Genomic DNA, 16859 nt, shown 5'->3' with positions numbered 1-16859 from the left:
TTTTCATCTCGATCGCTCACGCGTTTTGAAGTTCTATATTTTTTTCGTTTTAGTTTGATTGAGTGGTTTTTAAAAGTTTGGTTCTGGTAAAAAATAGGAATGTTCGCTTGCAATCGGGTTGGGTTCGAAGAATAATTCCCTGGAAATTTGATTTTTACGTAAATTTAAAGTCCAGATCATTTTGTAAGATTTATGGAACTGAGGAACTCCTCGGTTCATCGTGTCTACGATAGAATCTCCGACGCCTACTTCTTCTAACCAGAGAAGATAGTTAAAAAGAAAACACCTGGAAACTCCATGTGCAGCGGCCAATGCACCTAACACAGCCCAAACTCCAGTATTTACATGGATGGTCATTTTCTTCAACTCACCAACTCCCCAGTTGTATTTGATTTTTCCGGCTCTCCAATGCAGACGGTTTAAAGAAGAGATATATTTAGTATATTTCTCTAACAAAAAAGGAAGTTTTTTAGAAAGAGCTTTTTTCTGAATCGAATTCAATTGATTCCAATAGCTGAGAGGAATTAAAAGAGAGTCGGAGCCGACTTCTCCTTCATTTAAGGCGGATAAAATCTTTTTTTGAGAAGAAAGTAAAAGAAGGTCCATATCCAAAACGGTTCATTAAATTACAAATGAAGGACCTGATTCTAAAAAAAATTAAGAAAAAAATATAAGAAATTAATAATTTGAACTAAAACTGATAAACAAGATAGGGTTTCTTACATTGAAATCAGATTCGAGATGATTTTAGTTTTTAAAAAGTATCAAAACGTTTTTTTAGCTGACTACTCAATAAGGAAAAGTCTATTAGTTGGTATGTTATATTTGTTATTACGACCTATTATAATTTTTCCTATTATTTCCGTCTTATATGCAATTTTTGTACAGTATATATTTCAAATTGAATCCCTGAAAAATCTAGGAATGACTATGACTTACGGCGGATTCTTTGTGATTCCTTTCTTAATTGGAGTTATTTCGGTGTATGGATTGGAAAAAGAAAAACCACAGCCGATTCCGTTTCGTATTTTTTATCCTTGGATACCTACTATTATTTCGATGTATTGTGCATTTTTGGTAAATTGGGAAGGGCTCATCTGTCTGGCAATGGGCGCTCCAGTTTATCTTGTTTTATCAAGTGCGGGTGGGATTGCAGTGGGAATTTGGTTCTATATTTTTCCGGGACATAGAATGAATTTACTTACTATGTTCGGTATTTTAAGTTTTCCTTTTATAACTGGATACTTCGAAACTTATTGGGAATTACCGAACGAGATCAGATTCGTCGAAACGAAGATTGCGATCGAATCGACACCCGAAAAAATTTGGAAGAACATCATCCGCATACCCGAGCTCGAAAAAACGGAAGCCGGCTTTTTTTACCGAATGGGATTTCCCAGACCGATTGAAGCTACTCTTTCTTATGAAGGAATCGGAGGAGTTAGAGAGGCGAGGTTCGAAAAAGGATTAGTATTTTATGAAACTATCACAGAGTGGAATCGAAATCGAAAATTGAAATTCGAAATCAAGGCCGATCCGAATCTGATTCCGTTAACAACATTAGACTCTCATGTAGTACCCGGAGGGAGATATTTCGACGCTTTACAAGGAGAATATGAATTAGAATATAAAGAAAATCTAAAAACGAATGAAACAGGAATTATAACTCTTCATCTTCGAAGTAAATACCGCTTATCGACTCACTTTAACTTTTACGCGTCTATTTGGGGAGATTTTTTGATGAGAGATATTCAAAATTCGATTTTAAAAATATTGAAAAAAAGGATAGAGTTTTCGGAAATGAAATTCGTTTCACTACAATGAGAATCTTAAAAGTTATGTTTTATTACCTATCCCTATAAAATTGAGTGTCGTAAATTTTAATTATAAAATCCTGTTTCAAAAAAAAATATTGGTACTGTGTTATATAGTTATGAGTAATTGAGACTTGTTCTAAAAACTTAAGATGAATCATTTTTGAATATTCAATAAAATGTGTGAGTTCACATCGATTACGCCATACGATTTGTTATTTTATAGCTAAATAGCAAAACTAATGTATTGTGTTCAAACAGGTTTTGTAAAAAAGATTAGTATCTTTTATCACTATAATTTCTGCGTGAGTTTTCCACATTTTAAGTTTTGAAATAAACTCAGCACCGTGTTATTTTCATGCGTTCGGGTTCTGCAAAATAGTTTTTTCATTTTTCTGAAAAAAATTGGAATCCGAACTTTACAAATCTATTCCTAAAATGTGGGAACCCCGCAAATCACGATTTTAAGAACAAATTCTGAAATTGTAGGAACTCATACTTTTAGAAAATTCTTTCTTGTTTTCTTACGCCAAACTTACGTTAAATTAAGCAACCTTCTTGTTTCTTACTTATTTGAACGCAGGTGTCTTTACAAGGACCGAGTTGAGAGTTTCGAAAATGAGGGAATTCTTAGTTACATTTTTTCAAACAGGATTCTAATTTTTGGCTACATTTTCGGATTTGTTTATAATTTTCTAATTTATCCTCCGAACCTAACATTTCCGTTCCAGACACAAAACAAAAAAGAAATAAAATTAAAATATAAAAAATGGAAGTTTTGTCGATGCAAATCGTAAAACTAGGATTTTCCGCCGGGGATTGGACAGAATGACTGTTGTCATTGAATTTCGAAGATAACCCTAAAAATAAAAAAAATTCGAGCAGAATTTTCGAAAAGAGAAGTCTAAACATTTTTTTATCAATAATTAAAGTTTGTCCCAAAACCGTCCAATGTGGGAACTATTACGAAAATTTAACGACATTAGAACCACTCGAAAGTTCACAAATTGTCAAATGCGATTTAATTTGTAGGAACTACTGCATTTTATTAAAAATTTCTAAAGAATTATAGTGTAAAATTTTTTGAGGTTTCGGGACAAGCCTTAAGCAAAAACTTTTGGCTGAGAAAAAATTATAACTTCCGAATCTCTTCATACAATCTTTTCGCCGCTCCTCGCCCCGATTGGACGAATTCCCAGTTTTGTTTTCGAATCGTTTCCAGATCGTTTTCAGACAAATTCAAAATTTGGAATATGTCTTCCGCTTCGGAGACGATAAATAGACTGCCCGATTTTTCCAAAATCATAGCTTCTGGAGAATTATAAATTTTAGGGCCGGTCATCAGAGGCAGGCCAAAAGTAGCTGGTTCCAAAATGTTGTGCACTCTATTGTGAAGTGCACCTCCCACATAGGCAAAATCCGCTGCTTGATACGCAAATGCTAATACGCCTAACACGTCAAATACGATTGTCTGAGCCGTCAGGTTTTCAAAAGGAGTAGAAGTCCAGGTTTGGTAAATTATATTTGCATCTTGTAGTTTGTGTTCTATAGAAATAATCCTATCGGGAGAAGTTTTATGGGGAAAAATCCAAAATGCAAAATTGTCTAATAAGGCAGGGTTTTTTGAACGGATGAGTTCATAAAGAGAAACGATTAAGTTTTCGCAGGGTTCGTAAGTAGATGCAAAAAGTATAATTTTAGAATACGGATAATTTTTAGGTTTTTTAAAAATTTTAGCATTGTCTTCGATTTTTTTGAGAACGGAATCGAATCTAGTATCACCTAACACCTTTACAGGAATTTGATCCGGGACCAAAGAACGAAAAACATCGTAAAAAGATTCGTGAGAAGGAAAAATTCCATCCAGATGTTTAAAAACGGATTTAGTCAATTTGCCCATAATCCCTTTTTTACGATTTCCGATTACCGCAGAACCTAACACTACTTTGGTGTTAAATCTATTTGCAGAAATTACTAAATTTGGCCAGGTATCCCAAGCCATCAAAACTAAAACCTTAGGGTGAAAACGGGAAAAAATCCAATCATAACTAAAAGGAAGATCGATCGGAAGATGAAAAGTTTCATCCGCTGGAAATGCTTCTAATTGAGAATCTCTTACACTATCCGAAAAAACAGATTGAATTAAAAATGCAGAAGGATCGTTTTTTCTAAATTCAAGTGCAAGTGCCTTACACTGGTCCAATTCACCAACCGAAGCAGCGTGAAGCCAAACAGTATATTTACCGGAAAGGTCCAGTGACTTAGAAAGAATTTTTTTCTTATCTGCAGAACGTTTTCTAAAAAAAAGTCTCGCGGAAGGAAATAAGAAAGAAATCGGAACAACAAAAATAAGAAGAAAGATCGTCAGGATTTGATAAAGAAAAATCATAGTTCTATGAGCGGAGTTTTATTTGCATTTGATTTGATGGATACTTTAATTAAAGATCCTTTCCATTCTGCACTCTATAAAATGCTCCCAAACGAATCGAGAGAAAAATTTATTCAGGGAAGAGAAAGAAACGCGTTTATAGAATTTGAAAAAGGACAAATTGAAGAGGACGAATTTTTAGAAAGATTTTATCTGCCGGAATATAGAAACGGTGGTTTACCAGATCCTAAAAAGATCAAAGATTTTATGTTTAGCAAAATACGATTGATACCGGAAACGGTAGAAATTGTAAAACTACTCAAGGCAAACGGAAATAAAATAGTATTAGCAAGTAATTACTCCGTCTGGTATAAAGAACTTCAAAAGTTTACTGAAATGCAGGAAGTATTTTCTCAATTTGATCAGTTGTATTTTTCCTGTGAACTAGGCGTTAGAAAGCCAGCAGAAGAGTATTTTCAATGGATTCAAACCGATTATCCAGGTATGCGTTATGTTTTGATAGATGACAATGCGACTAACGTAGAGGCGGCGGGTTATATAGGATGGGATACATTTCAATTCGATCCGAAAAAACCTTCTCAACTCGGAGAATTTTTTAGAGACCAGTTCCCCAATTATCTTTGATCTCCGCACCGGGATAACTTTCATCTCTCGTATCGATTAGAATACCCATACGATCCAGATAAAAAACAAATTCTCCCTTTTTCTGAAATGGGCCTGGGATCAAACGAATTTCTGCAACTTCGAACGGATAACGTAGATTTCGATTGAGTTTTATATTCTGAGCTGGGATTTCTAATTTTTTCTCAATCCGTTTCCAACCGTCAAAACTCAAATCTCCTAAATCAATTACGATTTCTTTGGATTTATGCTGATGAAGAACCAATTCTAATTTTGCGTTTTGAGAATTGGCATACATCCAAAAAAAAATTCGAGTAGGGATTCCGATTGGGAGTCTGATTTTTTCTTTCGGGCGAATTTCTAAATGTGAGTGTTTCGGATTTTCGAAAAAGGTCTGAATCATCATAGAGTGATAGTCGTTTGCAGTAGAAAGAGTGGGATAAAATTCTCTTTCTTTAGAAAAGGCAGAATTTTCTGGAATCTGAGAGTTAAAACGAATTTCGTTTAAAAATGAAACTCCTCTATAAATTTCCCAAGGCCTGGAACCTTCAAATGAATCCACAAGAAAAAGATTGTATTGTTTCCAATCCGAGAGTATCTTTTCTAAAATCAAAACTCGACTCATTTCATCTTCGTCTCTTTTTACTGGAGAAGAGGAAAGTTCTATCCTTCCCAGAGCCGATTCCAAAAAACAAAGGGCAAATAAAATTACCGAGAAAAACAATATTCTCACAAGATTCTATTCGGAGAAAATAAGACTTAAAAACAGACTAAAAACCGATATTAAAAAACAGGTATACCCATGAGAAGAGACCAGTTGAAAATTCTACTTTCCGGAATCTTAGTTTTGCTCCTAGGATCGTTGATCGTTTATAGTTATCTTTTCCGGGAAGATATTTCTAAGTTTTTAAAAAAGAAGGAAAGTGAGGAAGTTTCAAACAATTCAAAAATTGATAGAGTGATCTTAAGCCCAGATGTAAACTCAGAGTCTCACAACGATCTAAATACTCTTCCGACGGAAAAGAAAGTTCCAGGAGAGTTTTCCAATCATGAATCTGAAAGTTTACCGCCTAACAAAGCGGTTCAGGAAGACTGGGCTGAGGAAACAAAACAAGGTGTGATTCCTGAAGAGAAATTGAGGGAAGAAACAAACAATTATAAAAATGTAAACAAGGGAAAGGCTAAAGAAAAAACGCAGGAAGTTTCGACTAACGTACCTAAAGAAGAAACAAACGTCTACAAAGAAGAACCCAAAAAGGAAAGGATGAAAGATTGGGAAAACAAGTTCGAAAAAGTCGATCGAAAGACTGAAAGACGTTTTCCTAAAAAATCTAAGATGAAAAAACATTCTACCTCTAAAACTGGAAAAAAAATTCGATCCTTAGAAAACAGAGTGGATCGTTTAGAGAGAAAATTAGGAATTTCTCATACAAAGAAAAAACATAAAACTCATAAAGTAGATCGAAAAAGTTTAGAAAAAAGGGTTCAAAAGTTAGAAAGAGAAATGGAGAGGCTAAAAACAAAAGAGTAATATGGGGGTTTTAGAGAGTTATCAAAAAATTTACGAGGAACTTCAGCAACTTAGGTCGGAAAATCCTCCTACACTCATCGCCGTTTCTAAGTTTCAACCGATCGAAAAAATCAAAGAAGCGATTGGATGTGGTGTTGTCCATTTCGGTGAAAATAGAATTCAAGAAGGAATCGAAAAGTTTTCACAGTGGTTAAAAGATAAAAATACATCTCTGGTTTTACATCATATCGGACCAGTTCAAAGTGGAACTTTGCGAAAGTTATTTTTAGGATATTCATACGCTCATGGAGTGGGGAGTGTTGGAATCGTAAACGAACTTTTAACTAGAGCGCTAAGGGAAGAAAAAAAAATTTTATACTTTCTACAAGCAAATTTAACCGGAGAAAATACAAAACACGGTTTTGAAAGAAAAGAACTGATCGAAATTTTAAAACAAAAAGAAAAATTGTCTAATACTTACTGCAAGTTAGAAGGACTCATGGTAATGGGGCCTTCGGACGGAGATCTTACTAAAACCAGAGAAGTTTTTCGAGAACTTTCTAAATTCAAAAAAGATTATATACCGGAAGCGAAACTTTCTATGGGAATGTCTGGAGATTATAAAATCGCGATCGAAGAGGGAAGTGATTTTGTTAGGATTGGAAGTGCGATTTTTGGAGAAAGAAATTGATATGAAATATACGATAGGAATTGCGGGTTGTGGAAATATGGGAGGAGCAATTTATTTCTCTCTTAAAGAACGTTATCCGACACAAGTATTGGGATATGATCCTTATATAATTTCCAATCAAAAGATAGAACTTATATCTTCCTGGGATGAATTTGTTTCTAAGTCCGATTTAATACTCGTTTGTGTAAAACCTGGAAAGGTGATTGAACTTTTAAGACAAATCAAAGTTCCTAAAAAAATTATATCCGTTGCCGCTGGAATTCATATCGATACAATTCTAAAAAATCTTCCGACGGGATCCAATGTAGTGAGGGTAATGCCTAATTTACCTTTACTAGTTTCAGAAGGGGCGATCGGATTTTTCGGAGACGAAGAGTTATACGAAACCGTTTCCGAGATCTTTCAGCCTTTAGGACATTCTGTAAAACTCGGTAGTGAGACTCTCATGGACGCGGTTACTGGACTTTCCGGATCGGGCCCGGCCTATGTTTTTAAATTTATACAAGCTTTAGCAGAAGGTGGCGTTCTTTCCGGCTTGGGGTATCAAGAAGCGTTGGATCTCAGCATACAAACAGTGATCGGTTCTGCACAGCTTCTTAGAAAAGAAAGAGAGAAAGATCCGACAACTCATCCAGAAGTGTGGAAAAATAAAGTAACTTCTCCAGGAGGAACTACGATAGCTGGGCTTGTGGAATTGGAAAAAAATGGATTTAGCAATGCGGTTTTAGAGGCGGTAAAAGCTGCAGCAAATCGTTCTAAAGAGTTGGGAGTTTAAAATTATTTAAACAAACTATACTTGTTTCTAATTCATTTGGATCTGTAATTGGAATGTACTAAAATTTTATAAAAATCTAGGAACTGCTTCCAAAAAAAGTCTCAAAACCTGTAAATGAATTTAGAAAATTAGAAAGAATCTTTTTAAAAGTATAAGTTCCTACATTAGAGTTGTTGAACATTCCATAATGAAGATGAGCAAAATTTGCTTCCATTGTCTATTTTAATGGAAATGGATGGAAAATGAATTTTTCAATAATTCTATTTTAGGGATCGATCTGTAAAATGTAGATCCTAGCTATTTTCAGAAAAATGAATTCCTTATATCGGTTCACGTTAATTGAGATTTGGTGATTTAAAAATAGTATTTTGTGACTAATTTTGTGAATCAAAAGGTATAAAATAAAAATTTCAGATTTTATTTTGATTCCAAAGATAAAAAAGAAAGCAAACTTTTTATAAAAAGCTGTTGTTATAGATGAAATTAACTCTTTGGACTAAAATTTATCTTGAAAAGTAAAGCGGAAGGATTAAAACACTAGCGCGGACAGGATTCGAACCTATGACCTTTGGGTTATGAGCCCAACGAGCTACCAGCTGCTCCACCGCGCGGTGTCTACGGGCAAGTATTGGTGGATAGGTCTTGAAAGCAAGAATAAATCGACAAAAAGAATTGATTTTTGTGAAAAATTGGTCTGATAATCTTCGTAAAAAAGAAATATCACCAGAATGAAAAAAATTGCCGAATATATTCGGTGTAAAATTGGAAAATACTCCCTTAGTATAGAGACTGGAGAACCAACCGTTTGATCAGTAAAGAAAACGATCCCTTGATGATAGAATATCTGGAAAAGAAAATCTATGATCAAAAACAATTATTAGAAATTAGTAAAGCTTTAAATTCCACATTAGATTATAAATATCTAATGGATGCGATTTTAAATATCTGTCTCGCTCAGCTTCAGACTCTACAGGCTGCGATCTATGTCAGTCCGGAAGTAGATTCCGATTTTTTTGAATTGGATCCGAGTTATAAAGGTTTTGATCTTTCCGAAAACGAGAAATCTTTTCGAATTAAAACAAACGCGGCTCTGATTCAATTTTTAGAAACTAGAATGAAAGCCATGACCATAAATCAAATCGAAGAGAATATGGGTAGGGCTGTAAATGAAGTAGATTTTTTGAGAGGAATTGGAGCTGATCTGATCATTCCATTGAATGCAAAAGGAAAAGTGAACGGACTTTTGGTTCTAGGAGAAAAGATGACCATGAACGAAGTCCAAGAAGAGGATAGAGACTTTCTAACGACTCTTTCCACTCTTGCCGGAATCGCGGTGGAAAACTCAAGACTCTACGAACTCGCTACTGTAGATATGATGACTGGACTCAAAGTACATCATTACTTTCAGACAAAACTTAAAGAAGAAATGGATCGTTGCAGAAAGAAAAAATCCTATCTTACTCTTCTATTCACAGACGTGGATAACTTTAAGAAGTTCAATGATACCCATGGACATCAGGCAGGAGATCAGGTTTTGATCGAAGTGGCGAAACAATTGATTCGTCAAGCAGGGAAACATGATATTCCAGCTAGATATGGAGGCGAGGAATTTTGTTTGGTAATGCCCGGTGCGGATTTGGAAAGAGGGTACGAAATGGGAGAAATGATTCGCAAAGCCGTAGAATCTAGTTCTGTGAAAAATCCAAACGGAGGTCCAGATTTAAAAGTTACTCTTTCGGTTGGTGTATCTGAGTTTTGGCCTAAGGATAAAAATAACAGAGATTTGATTGAAAGAGCAGATAAGGCGCTTTATACAGCTAAAAATTCAGGTAAAAATCGTACTGTTTGTTACAAAGAAAATTAGAGAAAACTACTATTGCTATAGAATGAATTTTAAAGTCGATGACCATTTTTAAAACTAGGATTTGAATCAAACATTTGATTTTGGTTTCAATTGAAGTTTTTTAAATTTAATTTTAAAAAGATTTTTGTTTGTTCATGTTAGCGATGAGCAAAAGTTCCACTTAAAAAATTCTTTTCTTAAATGTTTGTTTTTAAGGTAAAAAATAAATGTGTGGTTCTATTTTGTAGCCTATTCCTATATATAATAGAATACTAATGAATTTAAAGTCGAATTCTCGTTTGGAGCATTTTACTTTATTGCTCTGAATAAGAACATATAAATACTCTCAATTTCACGGTTAAACTTTGGAAATGTGGGAACTCTTACAAAAATTCTAGTAAAGAAAGGCGGTTAAAAACTTATACAAGTAGTTATTTGAGACGATTTTTGCAGGAATTCCCGCAAAATCTTAAAATAATGTGAATTCAGTAATAACGCGAAAGGAATCATGTGGGGGAACTCAGTCATCACCAACCCCACAAGTATTTGATCTCAATATAAATCTGTCGGAATTACGACAAATCCTCTGTAAAACTAGTTCCCACCTCACAACGCGATTCATAGAGAGTGTTGTGTTGAGTTTTTTCTATTTTTGGGTGGGGGAGGAGGTGGAAAGGTTTTCTTTATCAGAAAAACATACTTTTTGCAAGTAAAAAGACTCGTTCTTGTCGGAACACTTGAAAAATGTGCCTTTTTGAGCCCAGAACGGCGATCCATAGAAAGCCCGTTCTGTTGAGTTCATTTTGATTCTAAAATCCTATTCAACTTGTGGGGGAACTCAGCAGAACACACTTTCAAATTAAAGCTTCTCGCTTCTATGGGCACTCAGCGCCACTTCCATGGATCGTTTGACGGATTGTGTTCTATAACAAATTGAATTTGGTAAAAGATTTTGTTTTGAATCGAACCCTCAATTTGTTGATCGGAGTTGAAAGTAGGGTCTGGCGACGCCGAATTCACCTGAACTTTCTTACACCGAATTTACATGATTAAGGCGTAAACTTATTAAATAAAGTACTTTATGTAGTTCTGAGTAACCTCTATAAAATTGATTTTCTTAAATTTTTATCATAGTCTTTAATTGGTACTCTTTTATATAATTCTGAGTAAAAACTAAAAAGTTATATAGAAATCATTTTTATAAATAAATGTAGGAACTACTACTTTTAGAAAAAATTGTCCAACTTTCTTATGCCGAACTCACGTTAACTAGGCTTTTATAAATAAGCTGAACCTTTTTTATAAAAGAATGTGGGAGCTACCACAAATACTGATTTTACAGATAAATTCTAAAAATGTAGGAACTACTACTTTTTCTGAACTCCGGTCTAAGTTTATTAAAGATCGGAGTTTAAAAAAGTTTTTAAAATAAACTATAGAAAAACTTTTCTTTTTGGAAAATATGCCGATCAATACAGTATGGAAAAGAATCCTCTTCTGTACCAAATCCCTCTGACTCAGTTTGAAGAAAAAGAACTCACAAAACGAATCCAAGATAGGGCCCTCGGGAAAGAAAAATTTGATTTCTCTCCGTATTCTTGTTTTATAGAATATAAACCTGCGGACCCGATTACTGGAATCCAATACAGGGACTGCGTGATCGATTACACACGATGTTCCAATCAAAAATGTATCAAAAAGTTAACCTGAGGATATTTTTTTACCTTATAGTCTTATCTTTCCTTTCTTGTTCTTTTATTCCCTCGAAAACGAAAGTGATTCCGATTTCGGGGGGAGTGGAAATTACTCTTCCTTTTTATGTAAAAGGTGGATTTCGTTTTATTCAACTTTCTCTCTCACCGGATCAAAAACCTCTTCGTTTTTTGGTGGATACTGGTTCTAGATTTTCATTTTTAGACGAACGGTACTTTACGGAATTGGATTCCAAAAAAAGAATCGCTGTTTCTTATCCGGGAGGTAAGGATGATTCCTATCGGAAAATCAAAACTATCCAATTGTTTCACAACGTATTTCCAATTTTTAAAGATATAACCGTGTATTCCCATAACTTCTCCGGTCATCTGGAGTTGGATGGAATTATTGGTATAGATTCTTTATATGATAAAATTATAATATTAGAATATCCAACTCAGATCCGTTTTTTAGAGATTTTAGACGGAAAACTTTCCTCAATCTCTAATTTATCTGGACTTGAGAGAGATGCGGAACCACTACGTTTTGTTTCTGGCCTTCCCGTGTTGGAAGTCAATTACGGCACTCAAGATAAATCTCTTCTAATTTTAGATACCGGAGCCGAACCCAGCGTTTTGGAACTTCCTAGTCCGTTGCCTGGTATCATAGAAGAAACTTTTTCGAGCAGATCTGTTTCGGTTTTAAATTTTCAAGGAAAGGTTGTAAACATCCGAACCAGATTTGTTCGTAAACTTTGTTTGATTCCGACGTCTATTTGTGTTGAGGATCTAGAAATTCTTCCTTCTGGACTTCCAGTTGAGCTTTCGAAGCCCACCAATGGGATTAGAATTCAAGGTGTTCTAGGCGTGAACTGGCTAAACAAACATAGAATTCTTTTGGACATGAAACGGAGTCTTATAGGTATAGTAGGGAAAGACCGATGAGCAAAGGAAAAATCATAGTGGCAATGAGTGGAGGGGTGGATAGTGCTGTAACAGCCGGTTTGCTCATGGAAGATGGATACGAAGTGATTGGAGTCAATCTGAGAACTTGGGAATACGAAGCTCCTGCCTGCGATACTACTAAAAAATCTTGCTGTTCTCCAGAGGATATTCGAGATGCTAGGGACGTTGGTATTTCCTTAAAAATTCCATTTTATGTAATTAAGATGGAAAAGGTATTCCAAGAGAAAGTGATCGATCGTTTTATAGAAGACTATCAACATGGAAAAACTCCAAATCCTTGTGTGGAATGTAATACTTTTGTGAAGTTTGGGGCTCTTTTTGAAAAGGCCAAGGCGCTGGGAATCGATAAAATTGCAACTGGTCATTATGCCAGGATTGCGCGTAATGGAGAGCGTTACGCGATTGCCAATGGAATTGATGTTGGAAAAAATCAGGCCTACTATTTGTACGGACTTTCTCAAGAAAATCTTAAAAACGTAATTTTTCCTCTCGGTGAAATGACAAAACCGGAAGTGAGGCAAATTGCAAGAAGGATGGGACTTCCTGTCGCAGATAAATCAGAGTCTCAAGAAATTTGTTTTATTCCGGAAAACGATTATAGAAAATTTTTAGAAAAGAAAAACGTAGAGTTTACTCCTGGGTTTTTTAAATTGAAAGATGGTCGTATCGTAGGAAAACACAAGGGTCGTGAAAATTTTACGATCGGTCAGAGAAAGGGGCTGGGAATTGCCTGGAAAAATCCTCTTTACGTAATTTCTATCGAAGATGACGGTTCTGTAATATTAGGAGAAGAGAATGAAACCTACAATGAATCTTTCTCCGTAATCGATTTAAACTTTCAGGGACTTGCTCCTTTGAACGAGGGAGAATCTCTCGAATGTAGGGTTCAAGTTCGTTACAGACATATTCCGATCCGTTGTAAAATTACAAAAATGAAAGAGGGACTTATCGTTCATCCTCTAGAGGATGTAAGAGGAGTGACTCCAGGACAATCTGCGGTGTTTTATCCTTTAGACTCCGATTATTTATTGTTAGGCGGAATTATCTCCAAGGGAAGTATTCAAATGCGGGTTGCGGAACCTGCGATTTCTGTCTTAAATTGAACGAGGATTTTCTTTTTTGTCTCTAAGTCATAAAATTACTGGAAAGACGATTTTGATCGTAGGAGGGGGGCTTTTACAGGTTCCCATCATTCAAACCTCTAAAATGATGAAACTTACCACCGTAGTCGCAGATATGAATGGTGAAGCTCCTGGTATGAAAATTTGCGACATTCCTATGGTAATGAGCACGAAAGATATTGAAGGAATGGTAAGAGAATCCAAAAAACTCTCCACTAAAATCAAAATCGACGGAGTGATTACTGCCGGAACCGATGCGAGTATGACCGTGGCCGCGGTTGCAAATGCTCTCGATCTCCCTGGAATTCGATATGTGGATGCGGAAGCCGCTTCTAACAAAGTAAAAATGCGGGAACGTTTGAAAAAAGCAGGAATTCCTCTCCCCGGTTTTGCTCCTGTGTGGAGTCTTTCCGATACAAGAGACGCATTAGAATTTTTGAATTTTCCACTCGTGATGAAACCCGCGGACAACATGGGTGCTCGGGGGGTTATCAAAGTAGAAAATAGGGAAGAGTTACAAGCGGCGTTTAAACACGCAAAAAAATATTCTCCTACGGGAGAGATGATTTTAGAAGAATATATGCCCGGTCCGGAAGTTTCTGTGGACGCTCTCACTTGGAATGGGAATTTTGTAATCACTGGAATCGCAGATAGAATTATTGAAAGAGAACCTTATTTTATAGAGATGGGGCATAACATGCCTTCTGCTTTGAGTCCTTCTATTTTAAAAGAAGTGGAAGAGGTGATGTTTCGAAGTATGAAGGCTCTTGGAATTACTCTTGGAGCTGGAAAGGGAGATATTAAAGTTACTCCGGATGGAGTTAAGGTAGGGGAAATTGCCGCGAGATTATCCGGTGGTTTTATGTCTGCGTTCACTTTTCCTCTTTCTTCTGGAATTAACTTAAATCGGGCCGCCATCTTAATCGCGTTAGGTGAAGAGCCGGACAACTTGACTCCTACCTCCAATAGAATTTCGATAGAACGTTGTCTTTTAGCTCCGAGAGGAAAACTTATTTCCATCGATGGAATTGAGGAGACTCGTAAGATAGAAGGGGTCAACGATCTGTTTTTTATGAATAAGATCGGGGATATTATCCAAGAACCTACGAATAACATAGAAAAAACGGGACACGTAATTATCAGCGCGGATACTTTGGAGCAAGCTGAGACGGTTTTTGAAAAAGTAAAAAATACGATTCGATTTACTTGTGACGAACTCTATTCTGTTTCCGAAAAAGAAATTCAACAAAATGCCAGATTACGTTTTGGAAAAGAAGTATGCTGGGTTTGTAAAGTTTGTGACGGAACCGATTGTGCTTCCGGGGTTCCTGGGATGGGCGCTCTGGGAAAAATGCTTACTTTTCAAGACAATATCAATGCACTACGGGAATATTCGATTCTTCCTAAATATATTCGAGAACATACTCAGGCTTCGGTAGAAGCTCACTTTCTTGGAAAAAAATTTAGAACCCCTGTAATGGCAGCTCCGATGACTGGAGCTGTTACGAATATGAACGGCGCCATGGATGAGTTTACGTTTGCGGCTACTCTGCTGGAGGGATGTCATACTTCTGGCACCTTGGCATGGTTAGGCGATGGCGCCAGTCCGGAAAAATATTTGATCATGTTGGAAGCGATTCGTAAAACAAAGGCGGACGCGGTTTTGATCTGTAAACCTAGAGAAGACGAAGGGCTTTTAAAAGAAAGATTTCAAGAATCCGAAAAATCCGGTCTTTTGGCGATCGGTATGGACGTAGACGCGGTCAATTTTAAGACGATGACTTTGAAAAATATTTCCTCGATTACTAGAAATGTTTCTAAACTTGCGAAAATTCGTTCTTTTACTAAGTTACCTTTTATCGTCAAAGGTATCATGGCCCCACAGGACGCACAGCTTGCAATCGATGCAGGTGCGGATTGTATCGTCGTATCCAATCACGGAGGAAGAGTTTTAGACGATATGCCCGGAACTGCTAGAGTTCTTTCTGGAATTAGAAATGTTATAGGTGATAAGATTCAGATTGTGGCAGATGGTGGAGTGAGAAGCGGCATGGACGTATTTAAAATGATCGCTTTGGGTGCGGATACGGTTCTAGTGGGAAGACCGATGGCGATTTTTGCGGTTGGAGGTGGAGTTGCCGGAGTTCGATTTTTAATTTCACAATATACTGATAATCTTTTACAGTCTATGAATGTTACTGGAACCGAAACTTTGAAAGATATTGGAATGGAGTTACTCTTTCGGAAAAAAATTGACGAAGAAAATTCTCCGACTGAATGAGAAAATCGTTTTACTAACTTAAAATTTACGGTTTAATATTCGAACCGTAAATCTACGGGTCGTGTTCGGACGAAAGAATCATGGATAAGTTTATCAATGACGCAGAAGGAATTCATAAAATTCTTCAATCTCTTTTTACTAGACTCCCCGTAGTGATACTTGTAGACAATCGCCCACTTCCCGTAAGAGTGGCCGGTCTTAAAGATTCTTTTAGAATTGTAGTCACTCTTCCTCCAGGAACTCCTAACGAACAAAGTCGAAAATTGTTTTTAGTTCATAATAATCATAGATTTGCGGCTTTTTGTACCGTTGAACTTCACAATCCATCAAACAGCGTGGAACTTTTACTTACGAGTGCGATTCAAGTAACTATCGCTCAGAGAACTGAAAAAAGGGTTCATATAGACTCAACATCTCAAATTACTCTTACGAATATCATCAATCAATATAAGGTTAGGAAAGCGGTCGGATTTGCCGATAAAAAGATAGACGGGATCGTTAAAAAACACGCAAAACTTCTCAAGGAAACCTATCCTCTTTCCAGTATCTTTTTTTCGGACAAAATGGATAACAGACTCAGGTTAATGTACAATTTTGATAAGCCGATTTACATTTTAGATCGTTATGCGAAATCGGATGGAAGCGCTGGTTTTCAATTTCTTACATTTTCAGAATATCAAAAGTTGATTGCTGTAAATAACTTGGAATCAGGTATCGTTTCTGAAATTTCAATTATGATCCGATATAAAGGTTACACTCCATTGGGTTATGTTCAGATTCTTTCAGATAAGGAACTAAGTGCGAGCGATTTCAATACTGCTAATATTACTGCAAACTCAATTTCTAAAGAAATCATTGCTTCTGGTTTTTTTCAAGAATCCAAAGAGAAATGTAACGTGGACAATATATCCATGCAAGGTGTAGGCTTTTTTCATCATCAGTCTATTTTCTTTTCCAGAAGTTTTGCAGTGGGAGAAACTATTCTATTTGACATCAATTTTTCTGCGGAAAGTAAGGGAACGTTTCGCGCGGTGATCCGAAATATCACCAATACAGATAAAATGTTTCGAATCGGTTGCGAATTTTTCAACTTGAACGAAAGAGAAGAAAATATGATTCAAACTTATATCGACTCCAAGGAAAATCAAACCTGAGTT

Annotated in this window: 16 protein-coding genes and 1 tRNA gene; 11 read left to right on the top strand and 6 right to left on the bottom strand. The window is 36.0% G+C overall.

All coding sequences use genetic code 11. The annotated features are described in order from the left end of the window. Window positions 1-69: 69 nt before the first annotated feature. On the bottom strand, window positions 70-606 hold the full coding sequence (locus tag BW942_RS05525) for a DUF1564 domain-containing protein (protein ID WP_000365006.1): 537 nt from the start codon (window positions 604-606) through the stop codon (window positions 70-72). A gap of 324 nt (window positions 607-930) precedes the next feature. Between BW942_RS05525 and BW942_RS05520 the strand changes: the two genes are divergently transcribed. Next, window positions 931-1824 (top strand): hypothetical protein, encoded by an 894-nt coding sequence (locus tag BW942_RS05520; protein WP_000220884.1) that lies wholly within the window; start codon window positions 931-933, stop codon window positions 1822-1824. Window positions 1825-2444: 620 nt separating this feature from the next. Here the strand turns inward: BW942_RS05520 and BW942_RS05515 are convergent. Beyond that, window positions 2445-2726 (bottom strand): hypothetical protein, encoded by a 282-nt coding sequence (locus BW942_RS05515; protein WP_000489180.1) that lies wholly within the window; start codon window positions 2724-2726, stop codon window positions 2445-2447. Between the two features lie 220 nt (window positions 2727-2946). Next, complete coding sequence (locus BW942_RS05500; RefSeq protein ID WP_000576871.1) at window positions 2947-4203, bottom strand: 3-deoxy-D-manno-octulosonic acid transferase; 1257 nt, start codon at window positions 4201-4203, stop codon at window positions 2947-2949. 6 nt (window positions 4204-4209) lie between these two features. Here BW942_RS05500 and BW942_RS05495 point away from each other — a divergent pair, with 6 nt between their 5' ends. Next, complete coding sequence (locus tag BW942_RS05495; protein ID WP_001967625.1) at window positions 4210-4827, top strand: HAD family hydrolase; 618 nt, start codon at window positions 4210-4212, stop codon at window positions 4825-4827. Here the strand turns inward: BW942_RS05495 and BW942_RS05490 are convergent. Next, on the bottom strand, window positions 4799-5548 hold the full coding sequence (locus tag BW942_RS05490; RefSeq protein WP_000466324.1) for a flagellar filament outer layer protein FlaA: 750 nt from the start codon (window positions 5546-5548) through the stop codon (window positions 4799-4801). The two genes, BW942_RS05495 and BW942_RS05490, sit on opposite strands and share 29 nt — an antisense overlap. A gap of 78 nt (window positions 5549-5626) precedes the next feature. Here BW942_RS05490 and BW942_RS05485 point away from each other — a divergent pair, with 78 nt between their 5' ends. Genes BW942_RS05485 through proC form a run of 3 tightly spaced genes read left to right on the top strand, consistent with a single transcriptional unit; the run spans window position 5627 to window position 7800 of the window. Further along, a complete protein-coding gene (locus BW942_RS05485; protein ID WP_001250524.1) occupies window positions 5627-6355 on the top strand; it encodes a hypothetical protein in 729 nt (242 codons plus the stop codon). 1 nt (window position 6356) lies between these two features. Beyond that, window positions 6357-7025: a YggS family pyridoxal phosphate-dependent enzyme gene (locus tag BW942_RS05480; RefSeq protein WP_000538451.1), complete on the top strand. Its 669-nt coding sequence runs from the start codon at window positions 6357-6359 to the stop codon at window positions 7023-7025. 1 nt (window position 7026) lies between these two features. After that, window positions 7027-7800, top strand: coding sequence for a pyrroline-5-carboxylate reductase (gene proC / locus BW942_RS05475; RefSeq protein ID WP_002080974.1), 774 nt, complete (start codon window positions 7027-7029; stop codon window positions 7798-7800). 538 nt (window positions 7801-8338) lie between these two features. Here proC and BW942_RS05470 read toward each other — a convergent pair. After that, window positions 8339-8411, bottom strand: a tRNA-Met gene (locus BW942_RS05470). Window positions 8412-8605: 194 nt separating this feature from the next. Between BW942_RS05470 and BW942_RS05465 the strand changes: the two genes are divergently transcribed. Further along, window positions 8606-9664 (top strand): sensor domain-containing diguanylate cyclase, encoded by a 1059-nt coding sequence (locus BW942_RS05465; protein ID WP_000623745.1) that lies wholly within the window; start codon window positions 8606-8608, stop codon window positions 9662-9664. 1278 nt (window positions 9665-10942) lie between these two features. Here BW942_RS05465 and BW942_RS22055 read toward each other — a convergent pair. Continuing rightward, the gene (locus BW942_RS22055) at window positions 10943-11149 is read right to left on the bottom strand and encodes a hypothetical protein (protein WP_001968201.1); all 207 of its coding nucleotides are present in this window, start codon (window positions 11147-11149) and stop codon (window positions 10943-10945) included. Here BW942_RS22055 and BW942_RS05460 point away from each other — a divergent pair. The 5 genes from BW942_RS05460 (at window position 11123) to BW942_RS05440 (ending at window position 16856) form a co-directional block, all read left to right on the top strand. Then, entirely contained in the window at window positions 11123-11353 is a 231-nt protein-coding gene (locus BW942_RS05460) for a hypothetical protein (RefSeq protein WP_000414477.1), read from the top strand. The genes BW942_RS22055 and BW942_RS05460 overlap by 27 nt on opposite strands. Beyond that, entirely contained in the window at window positions 11332-12279 is a 948-nt protein-coding gene (locus tag BW942_RS05455; RefSeq protein WP_000284411.1) for a pepsin/retropepsin-like aspartic protease family protein, read from the top strand. The genes BW942_RS05460 and BW942_RS05455 overlap by 22 nt, the downstream gene beginning before the upstream one ends. Continuing rightward, window positions 12276-13403 carry a tRNA 2-thiouridine(34) synthase MnmA gene (gene mnmA, locus BW942_RS05450; RefSeq protein WP_000033461.1) on the top strand — a complete coding sequence of 376 codons (1128 nt, stop codon included), beginning with the start codon at window positions 12276-12278 and terminating at the stop codon, window positions 13401-13403. Before BW942_RS05455 ends, mnmA begins: the two co-directional genes overlap by 4 nt. A 16-nt stretch (window positions 13404-13419) precedes the next feature. Further along, window positions 13420-15702, top strand: a complete 2283-nt coding sequence (locus BW942_RS05445; protein WP_000058904.1) for an alpha-hydroxy-acid oxidizing protein — start codon at window positions 13420-13422, stop codon at window positions 15700-15702. An 80-nt stretch (window positions 15703-15782) separates the two neighbouring features. Next, window positions 15783-16856 (top strand): PilZ domain-containing protein, encoded by a 1074-nt coding sequence (locus tag BW942_RS05440; RefSeq protein WP_000357129.1) that lies wholly within the window; start codon window positions 15783-15785, stop codon window positions 16854-16856. Window positions 16857-16859 lie beyond the last annotated feature (3 nt).

This window comes from Leptospira interrogans, from assembly GCF_900156205.1.
GTDB lineage: Bacteria > Spirochaetota > Leptospiria > Leptospirales > Leptospiraceae > Leptospira > Leptospira interrogans.
This window is presented reverse-complemented; position numbering and strand designations above follow the sequence as displayed.